Annotated in this window: 15 protein-coding genes; 6 read left to right on the top strand and 9 right to left on the bottom strand. The window is 72.3% G+C overall.

What is annotated here, in order from left to right; genetic code table 11:
- Positions 1–44 precede the first annotated feature (44 nt).
- Together ACFYPM_RS15100 and ACFYPM_RS15095 are read left to right on the top strand one after the other, a co-directional pair.
- Complete coding sequence (locus tag ACFYPM_RS15100; RefSeq protein WP_387196168.1) at positions 45–740, top strand: transketolase; 696 nt, start codon at positions 45–47, stop codon at positions 738–740.
- Between the two features lie 5 nt (positions 741–745).
- Positions 746–1,639, top strand: a complete 894-nt coding sequence (locus ACFYPM_RS15095; RefSeq protein ID WP_387196165.1) for a transketolase family protein — start codon at positions 746–748, stop codon at positions 1,637–1,639.
- Here the strand turns inward: ACFYPM_RS15095 and ACFYPM_RS15090 are convergent.
- Positions 1,625–2,332: a glycosyltransferase family 2 protein gene (locus tag ACFYPM_RS15090; protein WP_387196162.1), complete on the bottom strand. Its 708-nt coding sequence runs from the start codon at positions 2,330–2,332 to the stop codon at positions 1,625–1,627. The genes ACFYPM_RS15095 and ACFYPM_RS15090 overlap by 15 nt on opposite strands.
- A 123-nt stretch (positions 2,333–2,455) precedes the next feature.
- On the opposite strand from ACFYPM_RS15090, the gene ACFYPM_RS15085 reads away from it, so the two are divergent.
- Together ACFYPM_RS15085 and ACFYPM_RS15080 are read left to right on the top strand one after the other, a co-directional pair.
- Positions 2,456–4,744, top strand: a complete 2,289-nt coding sequence (locus tag ACFYPM_RS15085; protein WP_387196158.1) for a glycosyltransferase family 39 protein — start codon at positions 2,456–2,458, stop codon at positions 4,742–4,744.
- A 172-nt stretch (positions 4,745–4,916) separates the two neighbouring features.
- Positions 4,917–6,518: a ricin-type beta-trefoil lectin domain protein gene (locus ACFYPM_RS15080; RefSeq protein WP_387196155.1), complete on the top strand. Its 1,602-nt coding sequence runs from the start codon at positions 4,917–4,919 to the stop codon at positions 6,516–6,518.
- 31 nt (positions 6,519–6,549) lie between these two features.
- On the opposite strand, the gene ACFYPM_RS15075 is transcribed toward ACFYPM_RS15080, so the two are convergent.
- The 6 genes from ACFYPM_RS15075 to ACFYPM_RS15050 all read right to left on the bottom strand — a co-directional run bounded on the left by ACFYPM_RS15075 (position 6,550) and on the right by ACFYPM_RS15050 (position 12,336).
- Positions 6,550–7,149 (bottom strand): hypothetical protein, encoded by a 600-nt coding sequence (locus ACFYPM_RS15075; RefSeq protein WP_387196152.1) that lies wholly within the window; start codon positions 7,147–7,149, stop codon positions 6,550–6,552.
- Positions 7,150–7,205: 56 nt separating this feature from the next.
- Positions 7,206–8,672, bottom strand: coding sequence for a histidine kinase dimerization/phospho-acceptor domain-containing protein (locus ACFYPM_RS15070; RefSeq protein ID WP_387196150.1), 1,467 nt, complete (start codon positions 8,670–8,672; stop codon positions 7,206–7,208).
- Positions 8,665–9,357, bottom strand: a complete 693-nt coding sequence (locus ACFYPM_RS15065; RefSeq protein ID WP_387196147.1) for a response regulator transcription factor — start codon at positions 9,355–9,357, stop codon at positions 8,665–8,667. Before ACFYPM_RS15065 ends, ACFYPM_RS15070 begins: the two co-directional genes overlap by 8 nt.
- Before the next feature lie 85 nt (positions 9,358–9,442).
- Positions 9,443–9,949 carry a hypothetical protein gene (locus ACFYPM_RS15060; protein ID WP_387196144.1) on the bottom strand — a complete coding sequence of 169 codons (507 nt, stop codon included), beginning with the start codon at positions 9,947–9,949 and terminating at the stop codon, positions 9,443–9,445.
- Between the two features lie 111 nt (positions 9,950–10,060).
- Positions 10,061–11,068 (bottom strand): aminoglycoside phosphotransferase family protein, encoded by a 1,008-nt coding sequence (locus ACFYPM_RS15055; RefSeq protein WP_387196141.1) that lies wholly within the window; start codon positions 11,066–11,068, stop codon positions 10,061–10,063.
- A gap of 95 nt (positions 11,069–11,163) precedes the next feature.
- The gene (locus tag ACFYPM_RS15050) at positions 11,164–12,336 is read right to left on the bottom strand and encodes a thiolase family protein (RefSeq protein WP_387196137.1); all 1,173 of its coding nucleotides are present in this window, start codon (positions 12,334–12,336) and stop codon (positions 11,164–11,166) included.
- A 198-nt stretch (positions 12,337–12,534) separates the two neighbouring features.
- Between ACFYPM_RS15050 and ACFYPM_RS15045 the strand changes: the two genes are divergently transcribed.
- Positions 12,535–12,960: a PH domain-containing protein gene (locus ACFYPM_RS15045; RefSeq protein ID WP_387196134.1), complete on the top strand. Its 426-nt coding sequence runs from the start codon at positions 12,535–12,537 to the stop codon at positions 12,958–12,960.
- Between the two features lie 68 nt (positions 12,961–13,028).
- On the opposite strand, the gene ACFYPM_RS15040 is transcribed toward ACFYPM_RS15045, so the two are convergent.
- Both ACFYPM_RS15040 and ACFYPM_RS15035 read right to left on the bottom strand, forming a co-directional pair.
- Positions 13,029–13,940, bottom strand: a complete 912-nt coding sequence (locus ACFYPM_RS15040; protein WP_387196131.1) for a rhomboid family intramembrane serine protease — start codon at positions 13,938–13,940, stop codon at positions 13,029–13,031.
- A gap of 100 nt (positions 13,941–14,040) precedes the next feature.
- The gene (locus ACFYPM_RS15035; protein ID WP_387196128.1) at positions 14,041–14,571 is read right to left on the bottom strand and encodes a peptidylprolyl isomerase; all 531 of its coding nucleotides are present in this window, start codon (positions 14,569–14,571) and stop codon (positions 14,041–14,043) included.
- A gap of 84 nt (positions 14,572–14,655) precedes the next feature.
- Here ACFYPM_RS15035 and ACFYPM_RS15030 point away from each other — a divergent pair, with 84 nt between their 5' ends.
- Positions 14,656–15,456 (top strand): hypothetical protein, encoded by an 801-nt coding sequence (locus ACFYPM_RS15030; RefSeq protein WP_387196126.1) that lies wholly within the window; start codon positions 14,656–14,658, stop codon positions 15,454–15,456.
- Positions 15,457–15,604: the final 148 nt, after the last annotated feature.

The raw sequence follows: 15,604 nt of genomic DNA, 5'->3' as shown, positions 1-15,604 counted from the left end.
CAGGTCCTTGAGGTGAAGTGCACTTCAAGTAACAGGGTAGTGGCATGACCACCGCACTGAAAACCGACACCGGGTCCCGGCTCCCCGGGCTCATCCGACGACTGACCGGCGACGAGAAGCACGCACCCAGTGCGCACTCCACCATCGACGTGCTCCAGGTGCTCTACGACCGGGTGCTGCGGGTCAGCCCGGACACCGTCGACGATCCGGAGCGGGACCGGTTCCTGCTCTCCAAGGGGCACGGGCCGGCCGCCTACTACGCGGTGCTCGCCGCGCACGGCTTTCTCCCGGAGGCCTGGCTCGACGACCTCGCCGGGCCACACAGTCGGCTCGGCCACCACCCGGACCGGCTGCTGGTGCCCGGGGTCGAGATCGGCTCCGGCTCACTCGGCCACGGCCTCGGGCTGGCCGTCGGCACCGCCCTCGGACTGCGGGCCCAGGGGCTGCACACCCCCCGGGTGTACGTGCTGCTCGGCGACGCCGAACTGGACGAGGGTTCCAACCACGAGGCGATCGCGTACGCGGGAGCGACCGGCCTGGAGAGCCTCACCGCGATCGTGGTCGACAACTCGTCGTCCACCCACGGCTGGTCGGGTGGCATCGCCAGCCGTTTCACGGTCAACGGCTGGACCGCCGACACCGTCGACGGCCGGGACCACACCGCCCTGTACCGGGCGCTGACCGGGCACCGCCCACAACGGCCACACCTGGTGGTCGCCCGCATCGAGAGCAAGGGGTGACCGCCATGCGTGCGGCCTTCATCGACAGCACCGCCACGCTCCTCGACGAGGATCCGCGTACCGCGCTCGTCGTGGCCGACATCTCGGCCAGCCAGTTCGCTCCGGCCGCTCGACGGCACCCGGATCGGGTGCTCAACGTCGGCATCCGGGAGCAACTCATGATCGGTGTGGCCGGCGGGCTCGCCCTGACCGGGCTCCGCCCGATCGTGCACTCGTACGCGACGTTCCTGGTGGACCGGGCGTACGAGCAGATCAAGTTGGATCTGGACCACCAGGGGGTGGGCGCGGTCCTGGTCAGCATCGGCGCGTCCTACGACGGGTCGGCCGAGGGCCGGACCCACCAGTCACCGGGGGACGTGGCCCTCTTCGACTCTCTCGGCGACGGCTGGACGGTGCGGGTGCCCGGCCACCCGGACGAGGTCGCGCCGCTGCTCCGGCACGCCGCGGCCAGCGACGACCCGGTCTACCTGCGGCTCAGTGAGCAGCGCAACGCCGAGGCGCACCCGAACGCGGACCGGCTGCGGGTGCTGCGGCAGGGCGGGACGGGCGCGCCGCTGGTGGTGGCCGTGGGGCCGATGCTCGACGCCACGGTGGCGGCGACTCAGGGAATGGACGTGACAGTCGGGTACACCCACACGCCCCGGCCGTTCGACACCGCGGGGTTGCGGGCGCTCGCCGGGACCGAGGTGGTGCTTGTCGAGCCGTACCTGGCGGGCACGTCGAGCGCGGTCGTCAGCCGGGCGATGGCGGACGTGCCGCATCGGCTGCTCGCGCTCGGGGTGGGTCAGACCGACCTGCGGCGCTACGGAAGTCCGGCCGACCACATCCGGTGGCACGGCCTGGACGCCACCGGTCTGCGGCGGTCGATCAGCGCGTTCCTGGGCTCAACGCGGGGCTGAGGTGGCGGGGCGGCGGCGTGCGCGCTCGCGACCGAGGATCCAGATCGCCTCGACGCCGTCCTTCCAGGTGATCTTCTTGCCCTCTTCCCGGCCACGTGCCCGGTAGCTGATCGGCACCTCGTACGGGCGAATCCGCTGGCGCAGCAGCTTGCCGGTCACCTCGGCCTCCATGCCGAAGCCACGCGAGCGCACCTCCAGCGACCGGTAGAGCGCCACCGGCATCAGCTTGAAGCAGGTCTCCAGGTCACCGATGTACGAGTTGAACAGCACGTTGGCCGCCATCGTGACGCCCTTGTTGCCCATCACGTACCAGAAGCTGTAGGCGCTGTGACTGCCGAAGGTGCGATTGCCGTAGACCACCTCGGCCCGCCCGTCGAGCACCGGGGCGAGCAGCTTGGGGATGTCCTGCGGGTCGTACTCCAGGTCGGCGTCGAGGATGACCATGTAGTCGCCCTCCGCGCTGTCGACGGCCGTCTTGATCGCGGCACCCTTGCCGGCGTTGCGCTGGTGGGTGATGACCCGCAGGCGTGCGTCGTCGGCGCGACCGAGGACCTCACCGGTGCCGTCCCGGCTCCCGTCGTCGACGACGACCAGCTCGATCTCGCACGGATAGTCCACTGCCAATGCCTGCTTGAGGGCGTCCGCGATGCGCTCTTCCTCGTTGAAGACCGGCATGAGGATCGAAAGCTTCACGGAAATCTCCACGGTGGCGACGACACGTCGGGGATAGCCTAGCCTGGCCGGTCAGCACGACGTGGGCCCCACCGGCGGGCAGTCGACGTGGCGATCCCAGGCCGATGGTGTTTACTTCCGGCCATGTCGGCTGCCGGCTCCCTGCTCGCGGTGGTGCCCGCCGCCGCCGTGCTCCTGCTCACCGGCGCGACGAGGCCGCGCAGGGCCGCCGCGGTGGCGCCGCTACGGCTCGCGGTGGTGCGCGCCGCCCTGGTCAGCGGGGCGTACGCGGTGCTCGTTGTCGAGCTGTTCGGCGCGGCGCACGCGCTGAACCGGCCGGCGATTGCCGCCGCCTGGTTACCTTTTCTGCTCGTCTGCGCGACGGCGGCGGGGCTGCGTTGGCGTCGCCGGGGGGCCATTCCCGCGCACCAGCCCGCCGCGGCGCTCCGGCCGGTACCGGTCGGGGCGGCGGTGTCCGCCGGTGTCGGCCCGGAGCTGCCCGCGCCGATCGCCGACGGCGGCCGGGTCGGGCCCGACCACCGGCCGGTCCAGGTCGATCGGGTACGCGGCGGCCTGCTCGCCAGGGCCGTCGACACCTGGCGGACGGCGGGTCGGGGCGAACGCCTGCTCGCCGGCACGGTCAGCGGCCTGGTCCTGGTGGAGTTGCTCGTCGCGCTGCTAGCCGAGCCGAACAACTTCGACTCGCAGACGTACCACCTGCCGAAGGTGGAGCACTGGGTGGCCCAGGGCGATCTGGACTTCTGGCCGACAGCCATCCACCGGCAGGTGACCATCCCGCCCGGAGCCGAGTACCTGCTCCTGCACCTGCGCCTGCTGACCGGCGGGGACCACCTGTACAACCTGGTGCAGTGGGCCGCCGGGGTGCTCTGCCTGCTGGTGGCCGCACGGATCACGGCGCAGCTCGGCGGTGGCCGGCGGGCTCAGTTGATCACCGTGTTCGTACTGGCGACCACGCCGATGGTGGTGCTCCAGGCGACGAGCACCCAGACCGACCTGGTCTGTGCGGTATGGGTGGCGTGCGCGGCGACGCTGGTGTTGGACGGACTGCGCCGGCGGACCGGCTGGGGCACCCTGCTCGGGTTGGGTGCGGCCGCCGGGCTGACCGCGGTGACGAAGACCAGCGGCCTGATCGCGGTGGGTCCGTTGCTGGTGCTCTGGGGGTTGGCGCAGCTCCGACTGGCCCTGGCCAACCGGGCACCGGCCGCCGGGGCCTCGACTGCTGGCGCGGTACCGGCTGCTCGCGCGGTACCGGCTGCTCGCGCGGTACCGGCTGCTCGCGCGGTACCGGCTGCTCGCGCGGTACCGGCCTCCCGCCCGGTCGCTGGCGTGGCGCGCGTCGTCTGTGGTTCGGTGCTGATCATGCTGGTGGCGGCCGTGGTGGTCGGACCGTTCCTGGCTCGGGTGACGGCCGAGTTCGGGCATCCGCTGGGCCCGCCCCGGTTGCGGGAGTCGATTCCGATGGAGCGACACGATCCGCCGTCGATCCTGGTCAACGCGCTGCGGATCGGGCACACCGCGTTCGACACGCCACTGGCACCGCTGCGTCAGCTCGGCGGGGCGGCGATCATCGGCGGTGCGGAGGCGATCGGCGTCGACCCCCAGGACCGGGCGACCACCTTCGGCCGGGAGAACTTTCCGGAACCCGCCTGGTACCCGGACGAGGACCGGGTGGCGTTCCCGGTCGCCGGGGCGTTGGCGTTGATCGGCGCGGTGGTCGCGCTGACCCGGCCGCGCCGGATCGACGGTGGGCAGGTCGGGCCGCTGCGCGCGTACGCGGTGGTGGTGCTGGCCACCGTCCTGCTGCACACCGCGATGATCAAGTGGCAGCCGTGGGGCAACCGGCTGCTGCTGTACGCGCTCGTGCTCGCCGTGCCGCTCGCCGGGCTGTGGGTGGACGCGCTCCTGCGCCGCCGGGCCGGCCGCACGACAGGCACGGCCGGCGGTCGGCGGCGTTCGGTGGCCACTCTGGCGGTGGTCGTCGTGTTGGCCACGTCCGCGCTGGCCGGGGTGCTCGCACTGTCGTACGGCTTCCCGCGCCGGCTCGTCGGCGCCGGCTCGGTCTTCACGACCTCGGACTGGGACACCCGGTTCCTGCGCCGCCCGCAGTGGGCCGACGAGTTCCGCTGGGCCTCGGCGGCGGTCCGGGACAGCGGTGCCCGGCGGATCGGGCTGGTGGAGCAGAACGACAACTGGGAGTACCCGTGGTGGTTGGCGCTGCGCCAGCCGGACGGCCGCTCGCCGGAGCTGGTGTCGTTGCAGTCGGTCCTGCCGGAACGGCCGGCGGCCGATCCCACCTCGGTGGACGCGATCGTCTGCACCGGCAGTCGGCCGGCCTGCGCCAAGCTGGTTCCGGCCGGTTGGCGGTTGGAGTTTCGCGGCTACGTCGGCTACGCGCTGCCACCCGGCCGCTGACCGGGCCCGGATGCTCGGGCCGCCCAGCACGGGCCAGCGCCCGGATCGTCCGATCCGGGCGGTTCGGCAGCCCGCGCGCAAGGATCCGAGGCGCATTCACATCCATTGATCCGCACGTTACCGTCTGGTAACTCAGTCGACGTCCCGCGACTGAGCCGAAAGGAGTGCGTCGATGCCTGCAATCCCCGCCAGGCCCGAACGCGCGACCCGACGACGGGCCAGCACCATCGCCGTCGCCGTCGCCGCTCTCGTCCTAGGAATGCTCGCCGGACCGGCCACCCCCGCCACCGCCGCCGACCGACCGGCCGTCCAGCCGCTCCCCGCCAACCTCGAAGCCGTCCGGGCCGCCGAGGCCACCGCACTCTACGGCAGCCCCGCGATCCGTCCGATCGAACAACGTCGCACCGCGCTGATCACCATGGGCGACAGTGAGATCTCCGGCGAGGGCGTCGGCAACTACGTCCCCGGCACCCACCAGGACGGCAACTGGTGCGACCGCTCGTACGACCAGGCGGTCTTCCGGACCGGCATCCCGTCGGACGCGCAGTACAACCTGGCCTGTTCCGGCGCCACCCCGTGGAACCTCGTCGCCGGCGGACCGACCCAGCACAACGAGCTGAACCAGGGCGACCACCTGGGCATCAAGGCGCGCAACACGCACGTGAAGCTGATCTGGGTGGTGGTCGGCGCGAACGGCGACGGCACCATCCAGTTCGGTCCGGTCGCCACCGACTGCGCCGTCCGTCGGGTCCTCTTCCAGGGGGCCTGCTACCCCACCTACACCGATCAGTGGACGATCCGCACCGACGGCAGCCGGCAGGCCGTGACCGACGCGCTCACCGACATCCGGCAGACCATGACCGACGCCGGCTACCTGCGCTCGGACTACGAGCTGGTGCTCATGTCGTACCCGAGCCCGGGTAGCCCGGACGTGGAGGACAACCCGAACTTCCCCGGCTGGTACTCCGGTGGCTGCCTGCTCTACCTGGCCGACGCGGCGTTCGCCCGGAACAAGGCCGTGCCGCTGTTCGAGTCGGCGCTGCGGTCGGCCGCCGCGAACACCGGCACCCGCTACCTGGACGCCAGCCGACTCTTCCACGGCCACGAGGTGTGCACCGACAACACCTCGGTCCGCGGCCTCTTCATCGAGGTCGGGATCTGGAACGAGAACGCCGCCCGGCAGTCGTTCCACCCCAACGCCCGGGGGCACGGCATGTTCGCCCAGTGCATCACCCAGTTCTGGAGCTCCGGGCAGGAGCGGGCGAGCTGCGTCGACCCGGCCAGCACCGGCGGCGGCGTGCTCTACCCCGGGCTGCTGGAGTTCAAGCAACTGCGCAACCTGGCCACCGGCACCTGCGTCGACGGCAGGGGGTACGACTCCCGCAACGGCACCGTGCAGCAGCCACACGCCTGTCACGGTGGGCGTAACCAGGGCTTCTGGTACGACTCGACCCGGCGGTCACTGCACTCGGAGCTGTCCCACGACCGCTGCCTGGACGTCTCGAACAGCTCGATGACCTCGGGCACGGCTGTCAACATCTACGACTGCAACGGCACCGGCGCCCAGCAGTTCGTCTTCGTCGGCAACCAGCTCAGGCCGGCGGCGGCGAGCAACCTCTGCGTGGCGTTCGACAACCCGTTGCTGGGCAGCTCCCGCCTGCGGTTGGCGAGTTGTTCCGGCAGCACCCGACAGCAGTGGTCGTTCGAGGCCCGTACCGCCGCCAACCCGGTCGGCTACGGTCACGACGACTTCATCGGCTCCCGCGTCTACTGAGGGAAGGGGCCTCGACTGAGGCCCCTTCCGCTCACTTGGCGCCGGGAATGAGGATCAGCCGGGCCACTGCCTTGTCGCCGTCCTTGGCACCAGCGACGCCGACCGTCGCGCCGACCTTGACCTCGCTCGGCTGCACCGTGGCGCGGCGCTCGACGACCCGCAGGTCGTCGCCGAAGGTCCAGGTCATGGTGAAGCCGTCGGTGGACTTGACGGTCATCGAGTCGCCGTCGATCGCGGTCACCTCGCCGCGCTGTACGGCGACGGTCTGCGTACCGCTGTCCTTGACCTTCACCACCGCCTCGCCGTGCAGAGTGTTCCTGCGCAACAGCACGCGGGCCTGGTGGCGCTTGCGCCACTCCTCGCCGCGCTTGTCCCGGGCCTTGTCCTTGGCCGTGGGGGAGGCACCCGGCGCCGGGGTGGCCGGCGCGGCGATGGTCCGCACGTCCAACTCGTCGGGGTCGAAGCCCATCGCGGTCAGCGCCTGACCCTCCACCCCGAGGGCGGCGGCGACGTCGACGGCGGCGTCCCGGGCGGGCTGGCTGGCCACCTCGGCCGCGCCGCAGCCGGTGACCCCGAGCGCGACCGCCGCGAGCAGTGCCGTGGTGCCGGTGGCGAATCCCCAACGTGGCATGGCGTTCCCTCTCGTCCGTGGAGTCCTCAGCATTCCGGCCGAGGACGAGCGGAGCGTCAGGCCGATGTTCGAGTCAGGTAAGGATCACCGGGCAGCCGGACCGTGAAGGCCGCGCCGCCCTCCGGCGCGTGCCCCGCGGCGATCTCCCCGCCCAGCCGACGGACCAGGCCGGCGGCCAGCGCCAACCCCAGCCCGCTGCCCACCTTGCGCACCCCCCGGTACCGCTCGTGCAGCGCACCCCGTTCGAACGCCACCGCCAGGTCGTCGTCGGTGAAGCCGGGTCCGCCGTCCCGAACCTCCAGCTCACCGCCGGAGGCCGGGTCCGCGCCGGCCGGCCGGACCGCGAGCACCACCGGCGACCCCGGGGGTACGACCCGCAGCGCGTTCTCCAACAACCCGTCCAGCACCTGCCGGATCCGCCCCGGATCGGTGTACGCGGGCACCGGCCGACCGGGCGTCTCCAGCCGGAACGACACGCCCACCGCCGCGCACCGGCCGGCCCAGGTCGGCTCCGCGTGCACGGCCAGCTCGGTCAGGTCCACCGGCACCGGTTCCAGCGGGAAGTCGGCGGCCTCCAGTCGGGCCAGCGCCAGCAGGTCCCCGATCAGTCGGTCCAGGTGTTGGGCCTCGGTCAGCATCGTCCGACCGGTGTCCACCATGTCGTCCGCGCCGAGCACCCCGTCGGCGAGCGCCTCGGCGTACCCCCGGATCGCGGTCAGCGGGGTGCGCAGCTCGTGCGAGACGGACAGCAGGAACTCCCGCTGCCGGCCCTCGCTGGTGGCCAACGCGCCGGCCAGACCGTTCAACGCCTCGGCCAGGTCGGCGACCTCGTCCGGTGACTCGACAGGTATCCGGACGGCGCGGTCGCCGGCGCGCAGCCGGGCGGCGGCGGTGGCCGCCACGCGGATCGGCCGAGCCAACCGGCGGGCCAGCAGCAGCCCGGCGACCACACCGGCGGCCAACCCGGCCAGCAGCGGCAACCAGAGGCTCAGCAGCACCTGTGCCCACAACCCGTGGGACGCGCCACGGGAGAGCACCACCCCGTTGCCGTTGGGCAGCGCCCGGCCCTCGACCAGGGCACGCTCCCCGTTGACGACGCGCCGCACCGACACGTTGCGGCCCTGTTCGATCCGCTGCACCACCCTGGGTGGCAGGCCCGGCCGGTCGACCGCCCCGCGCCGGATCAGGTACGCGTCGATGCCCTGGTTGCGGAGCTGCTGGATGAGCCGCTCCTCGTCGGCGCTGCGACCCCGGTCCAGGCGGGTCCGCAGCACCTCGGCAGCCAGCCGGGCCTGGGCGGCGAGCGCGTCCTGATCGCGTCGCTCCGCGCCACGGATCGCCAACGGCACCGCGACGATGGCGGTGACCAGCACCGACACCAGCGCCACCGCGCACGTGACGAGCACCGCGCGGGCGGTCAGCGTACGGCCGAGTCGGCCTCGCCGAGGTGCGGCGGGCGGGCCGGCGCCGACCACCGGCAGGGTCATGGTGGGCGACCCGACGCGCCCGGAGTGGTCAGGCATCGACCGCGTACCCGACGCCACGGTGGGTCTTGATGACGCTGGCCGGGCCGAGTTTCGCCCGCACCTGGGCGACGTGCACGTCGACAGTGCGGGTGCCGGCGTGCGCCGCGTAACCCCAGACCCCGGCCAGCAGCTCCTCCCGGGTGAAGACCCGACCGGGCCGGGCCATCAGGTGCGCCAGCAGATCGAACTCGGTGGAGGTGAGCTGCACCGGCGCGCCCGCGACGGTGACCGTGCGGCGGCCCGGGTCGAGCGTCACCGGGCCGACGACGCGCGGCCGGTCCGCGCCCGCCGGGCCGCCGGCGGCCCGGCGCAGCACCGCGCGCACCCGGGCGACCAACTCCCGAGGGCTGAACGGCTTGGTGACGTAGTCGTCGGCGCCCAACTCCAGGCCGACGATCCGGTCCACCTCGTCGTCCCGGGCGGTGAGGAAGATGACCGGGGTCCAGTCGCCCGCCTCGCGTAGCCGGCGGCAGATCTCGGTGCCGGGGAGGCCCGGCAACGCGATGTCCAGGACGCAGGCCACCGGGCGTAACCGGCGAGCCGCGTACAGACCGGCCTCGCCGTCGCGTTCCAGGTGGACGCCGAATCCGTCCCGGGCGAGGTAGAGCCGGACCAGGTCGGCGATGGCCGGCTCGTCCTCGACCACGAGGACGAGCCCGCGGTGCGGCGGTTCGACGGTCACCGGCCCATGATTGCCGACGGCGAGGCTCGGCGCGATCGGCGCGTGTTCGAGTTCGGTAAAGGCGTCGCGAAGGTCGGGTGTCAGCTCACCAGGACGGAGCGAACATGCCGGGCCGCGCGTCGGCCGGGGCGTCACCGATGCTGGCGACGACCCGGGCGCCGGGCGGCCGCAGGCGGGTCCGGAACGCCTGGTTGAGCAGCGCGTCGAGCTGCCAGACCTGCTTCGGGTGGCTGGTGCGGATCAGGAACCGCTCACGGATCCCGTCGATCGCGGTGGCCGCCATCTCGACCGAGTGCAGTCGGGGGTCCGGGCTCCAGGTCACGTTGCTCAGCTCGCGCAGCTCGGTGTTGAGGTGCAGGCGCAGCCGGTGCAGGAGACGGGTCTGCTGGGTCACCACCAGCCGACGGTGCGTGAGCAGTAGGAGGTAGTCGCCGGTGACCGGGCGGTCGGGGCGGCTGCAACGGGTGACCAGGATGGTGGCGTCACCGGAGCCGACGCAGCGTCGGAAGACCGGCATGTGCCGGCTCACCGTCTGCACGGCCAGGCCAGCCTCGGCGGCGGCCGGGAGGAACGTTCGGGAGAAGACGTCCATGACCTGCCCAACGACGCCACCAGCGGGGTGACGTGGGTCACGCCGCTTTTTTGGAAGTTCCACGCCGCGCGTCGCACTGCCTGTCCGACTTCCGACTCGGACGGATCATGGTCAGGAGTTGGGCCGAATCGGGCTGGCGGCGAACAGCTCCGGCAACCAACCGGGGACCGCGGCGGCGTACTCGGACCGCGACTCCTCGGTGGTGTCCAGGGCTCGACGCCAGGAGAGCGACCGGCTCACCGGCCCCAGGGTGATCGCCAGGTCGGCGGCCTCCAGGAGGGTCCGCCGGTCGTACCGGTCGGTCCACGCCTCCAGGTAGGCGTCCCGCAACCGGGCCAGCCCGGCGTCGTCGACAGCCAGCTCGTCGGCGTACCGGACGGAACGCAGGGTCACCAGCAGCGTGCCGAACGGGTGCGCCACCGAGGCGTCCCCCCAGTCGAAGTAGCGGTACCCGTCCGGGCCGGCGAAGACATTGTCGTCGTGCAGGTCGTCGTGCTGCACCGTGGCCGGGATGCCGAACTCGGCGAGCCGACGGCACCGCTCGGCGTACGACGGCACCTCCGCCCGCAGCCGGTCGTACATCTCGGGGTCGAGCCCCTCCTGCGCACCGAGCAACAGCGACGCGCGGTCGTCGAGCAGCTCGACGAAGAGGTCGGCGAGCACCTCGGGCCGATGGTCCGGAACGCCGGAGGCGACCAGCTCGTCGGCCTGCGCCGCGGTGGCCAGTTGGAGGGCGGCGTACCCGGGCAGCGCCCGCTCCCAGTGCCTCAGGTCCGGGTCGCGGCTGAGCAGGCCGCGCAGTGACTCGCCGCCGTCGGGCAGCAACGACCAGCCCCGCTCCGGGTCCACCGCGATCGGGGTGAGCACCCGTTCCGGCGTGAGTCGGGTCAGCGTCGCGATCAGGGCGGCCTCGTGCGCCGTGCCCGGATTGTTGGCCTTGAACCAGACCGGACCACCGTCGGTGGGCACCCGCCACACCAGCGACCACGGACGGACCCGCGGCTCCACCGACCCGGTCACCCGCCGACCCGCGCGGGTCAACTGTTCGTCGACCCAGGACCGGGCCTGCGTCCGCCACTGCTCTCCGGACCAGTCCTGGGCACGCTCGATCGTCGTCACGCTGGGCACCCTAGGCCGCCGTCCGGGAGTTGGGGACCGCTTTTTCCGGCGCCGGCGAAGGTGAGCACCGCCCGGACGGGTGGGCGGCGGTGTCCTCAGATCAGCTCGACGATCGTGACGTTGGCCATGCCGCCGCCCTCGCACATGGTCTGCAGGCCGTAGCGGATCCCGTTGTCCCGCATGTGCTGGAGCATGGTGGTCATGATCCGGGCGCCGGAGCCACCCAGCGGGTGACCGAGGGCGATGGCCCCGCCGCGCGGGTTGAGCCGCTCCGGATCGGCCTCGGTCTCCGCCAGCCACGCCAGCGGGACCGGGGCGAACGCCTCGTTCACCTCGTACACCCCGATCTCCTCGATGCCCAGCCCCGCGCGGCGCAGCGCCTTCGCGGTGGCCGGGATGGGTGCGGTGAGCATGGTGACCGGGTCGTCGGCGGCGACCACGGCGGTGTGGATCCGAGCGAGCGGGCGCAGGCCGTGCCGGCTGGCCCAGTCGGAGGTGGTCACGGCGAGCGCCGCCGCGCCGTCGGAGATCTGGGACGCCGAACCGGCGGTCACCACACCGTCGGCGCGGAACGGGGTGGCCAGCTCGCCCAGCTTCTCCAGCGAGGTCTCCCGGCGGATGCCCTCGTCGGCGGTGAACTTGCCCCCATCGCCCAGCGGCACCGGGGTCAGCTCCGGATCGAACGCCCCGGCGTCCTGTGCGGCGGCCGCCTTCTCGTGGCTGGCCAACGCGAACTCGTCCAGTTGGGTGCGCGAGAGGCGCCACCGCTGGGCGATCAGCTCGGCCCCGACCCCCTGGTTGAACGGCAGCGGCGCGTCGTCGGCGAAGCCCTCGACGCCGCGATAGCGGGCGCGCAACTGGTCGCTGAACGGCATCCCGCCGGCCACGCTGGAGCCCATCGGCACCCGGGTCATCGACTCGACACCGCCGGCCACCACCAGGTCGGCCTGGTCGGACAGCACAGTCGCGGCGGCGAAGTGCAGGGCCTGCTGACTGGAGCCGCACTGCCGGTCCAGGGTCGTGCCGGGCACCGTCTCGGGCCAGCCGGCGGCGAGCACGCCGTTGCGGGCGATGTTCCACGATTGCTCGCCGACCTGGGACACGCAGCCCCAGAGGACGTCGTCGACCTGCTCCGGGTCGATCCCGGTGCGCTCGGCGAGGGCGCGCAGCACGTGCGCCGAAAGATCTACCGGGTGGACGTCGGCGAGGCTGCCCCGCCGCCGTCCGACCGGGGTGCGCACCGCGCCGACGATGACCGCGTCACTCATGTTTACTCCCCGGTAACCTGGGCTGCCCCGATCCTACGTCCTCCCTGGAGCGGCTGGCTGCTCCCGGGTTTGCTCTCCCTCCACCGGCCACGCCGGTGCGCGCCCGCCCCGGTGGTGCGGGGCGCTCGCGGACCGGGCGGGCGCTCGCGGACCGGGCGGGCACTGCCGGGAGTCGGCAGCCGCTGGCATGCTGAGCGCGTGGATGAGATCTCCCCGGTCCGGCAGTGGCGAGTGCCGGCGAGCCTACCGGCGGCGAAGCTGGCCGGTGCGGTCCTGCTGGTCGCGCTCGGGCTGCTCTTCGCCGACGGCGACCCGGTGCGGTTGGTGCTGGCCGTCCTGGCCGCCGCCGTGCTGGCCGCTTGGGCGCTACGCGACCTGATCGCACCGGTCCGACTGGCGGTGGATCCGGCAGGAGTCACAGTCATTCGCGGGTTCGCTGGTCGCCGACTGTTGCCCTGGCCGTCGATCGAGGCGATCACCGTGGACCGGCGACCGCGACTGGGGCTCACGTCCGAGGTCCTGGAGATCGACGCGGGCGAGTCACTGCACCTCTTCGGCCGATACGACCTGGGCGCCGCCCCGGAAGAGGTCGCCGCCGCGCTACGCGCAGCCCGCCGCTCCTGACACCCGGAGGTCTTGGAAGTAAACGGCCCCTCCCGGGGCACAGCCCTTCCAAGATCTCGATCGAGTTGTCAACCGAGCAGGGCGGCGGTGCGGAAGAGCACCAGGCCGAGCAGGATCAGCAGGATGATCGCCCCGCCGACGACCTGCACCAATGTGCGTCGACCACGCGGCGCGTACGCGAGCACCAGCGCCAGCAGCGCGCCGACCACCAGGCCACCCAGGTGCCCGGGGATCGAGATGCCCGGAACGGCGAGCGTGAACACCAGGTTGATCACCAGGATCGGGATGATCTGGGAGATATCCCGACCCATCTTGCGCTCGATGATGAGCAGTGCGGCGAAGAGCCCGAAGATCGAGGTCGATGCCCCGACGGTGGCCGCTCTCGGCTCGCTGAACAGGTAGGCGGCCACGTTGCCGCCGAGGCCCGCGATCAGGTAGAGCGCGGCGAACCGCACCCGGCCGAGGCTGGCCTCCAGGGATCGGCCGAGCACCCACAGGGCCCACATGTTGAGCAGCAGATGGACCACGCCGTAGTGCAGGAACATCGCGGTGACCAGCCGGTACCACTGGCCCTCGGCGATCCCGCCGAGCGTGCCGTCGGGCAGGACCGCCAGCCCGAGCACCGACCCCCAGTTGGTCAGCGGCGTGCCGCCGCCCATCAGACCGCCGAAGCCGGAACCGCCCACCGCCGCGTCCCCACCCCGGTCGGAGGCGATGGAGAGCAGCATGAGCAGCACGTTCAGCGCGATGAGCGCCTTGGTGACATAGCCGTGCCGGCCGGCGGCACCGCCACCGAAGGCGGTACGCGCCGGCCGGACACTGCGACGTCCCTCGTTGACGCACTCCGGGCACTGGTGCCCGACGGACGCCTCCCGCATGCAGTCCGGGCAGATCGGCCGGTCGCAGCGGGTGCACCGGACGTAGGTCTCCCGGCCGGGGTGCCGGTAGCAGACCGGGGTGGTCGGCGGAGACTCGCTCACCGGGCCGACCTTCCGTCCACCGCCGCGCGATCCACCGACGCCGGCCGGTGCGGTGCTCCGGAGCGCTCAATCATGCGAGCAAAGGTACCTCGCGAATCGGTCAGGAAGCAGACCGCTCGATCTCGACCCGCTCGATGACGACGTCCTGGAGCGGACGGTCGCTCGGGCCGGTCGGGGTGCTGGCGATCGAGTCCACGACCTTCACCGACTGCTCGTCGGCAACCTGGCCGAAGATCGTGTGCCGGTTGTTGAGGTGCGGCGTCGGGGACACGGTGATGAAGAACTGCGAACCGTTGGTGCCCGGTCCGGCGTTCGCCATCGCCACCAGGTAGGGACGGTCGAACCGCAGCTCCGGGTGGAACTCGTCGGCGAACTTGTAGCCCGGTCCGCCCCGACCGGTGCCGGTCGGGTCGCCCATCTGGACCATGAAACCGCTGATCACCCGGTGCGAGATGGTGCCGTCGTAGTACGGCCCACTGCCCGGCTGACCGGTGCGCGGGTCGGTGTACTCACGGTTGCCCTCGGCCAGGTCGACGAAGTTGCGGACGGTCTTCGGCGCGTGGTTTTCGAAGAGCTCCAGCCGGATCGGGCCAGCGTTGGTGTGCAGGGTGGCGTAGACAGCCTCGGCCACGGGTACTCCTCACTCGTTGGTCAGTTCCATGCGGATCCTCCCATGTGCCCGATCTGGCATCGCGGAGGCATCCGTTGGTGGAGGATGACGAAGGAACAACTCCCAGGAGGTAGGACCGTGTTTGGATTCGGGCGGCGTAAGTCCCAGGGGCAGTTGGCCAAGGCCGAGCTGAACCAGAGCATCAGCCACCTGATGCAGGCAGCCAACCACGCCGCGAAGGGTGCCGGCGCGACCGTCGGTCCGCGGGTCCAGGTGGCCCGGGGTTACGTCGGGCCGGCTGCGGCGAGGGTTCGCGACCAGGCGTCGACCGGCTGGGGGACGACACTCACCACGCTGGCACCGCTGGCGGCGGCGGCCCGTGACGGCGCCGCGCAGGCAGGGCCGCTGACCAGGAAGGCCAAGTCGAAGACCATGCGGATCACCGGTAAGAAGAAGCAGCCGCGCCGTCGCGGCTCGATGATGACCGGCCTGCTGGCCGCAGGTGTCGTCGCCGGCCTGGCCGGCGCAGTGGCGATGCGCCGCCGCCGGGAGCAGCAGGAGTGGGCCGAGTACGACCCGACTCGCAACCTCGAACCGATGCGCGACGAGGTCGACTCGATCGAGGTGCGCACGCCGTCCGCCGCCAAGGGCACCGACGGGGCGGCCATGACCGACGGGGCGGCCATGACCGGCGCGGCGGGGATGACCGGCGCGGGCAGCTCGGCGGTGGCCGGCGGCAGCAGCGCCAGCACCACCGCCCCGGCCAAGCAGACCGGGATCCGCCCGACCGACAAGGTCCCCTCGGTCGCCGAGGGCGCCACGGACGTCACCGGTCGGCCGACCGACGACCTCACCAAGGCACTGGGCAAGGACAAGGACACCGCCCGCACCAACGGCCGCCGCTGACAACAGCGACAGCGCATCGAGCGCCGACGAGCGGGCAGCCCCCGCTCGCCGGCGCTTCCGCGTCGAGCGGTACGGCGTGCGGCTCGCCCCGCGTCGAGCGACCGCACCTCGCGGCGGACGGCGGGCTCGCGCGGACGCGGCGCTCGCG

The organism is Micromonospora sp. NPDC005203, assembly GCF_042872705.1.
Lineage (GTDB): Bacteria > Actinomycetota > Actinomycetes > Mycobacteriales > Micromonosporaceae > Micromonospora.
This window is presented reverse-complemented; position numbering and strand designations above follow the sequence as displayed.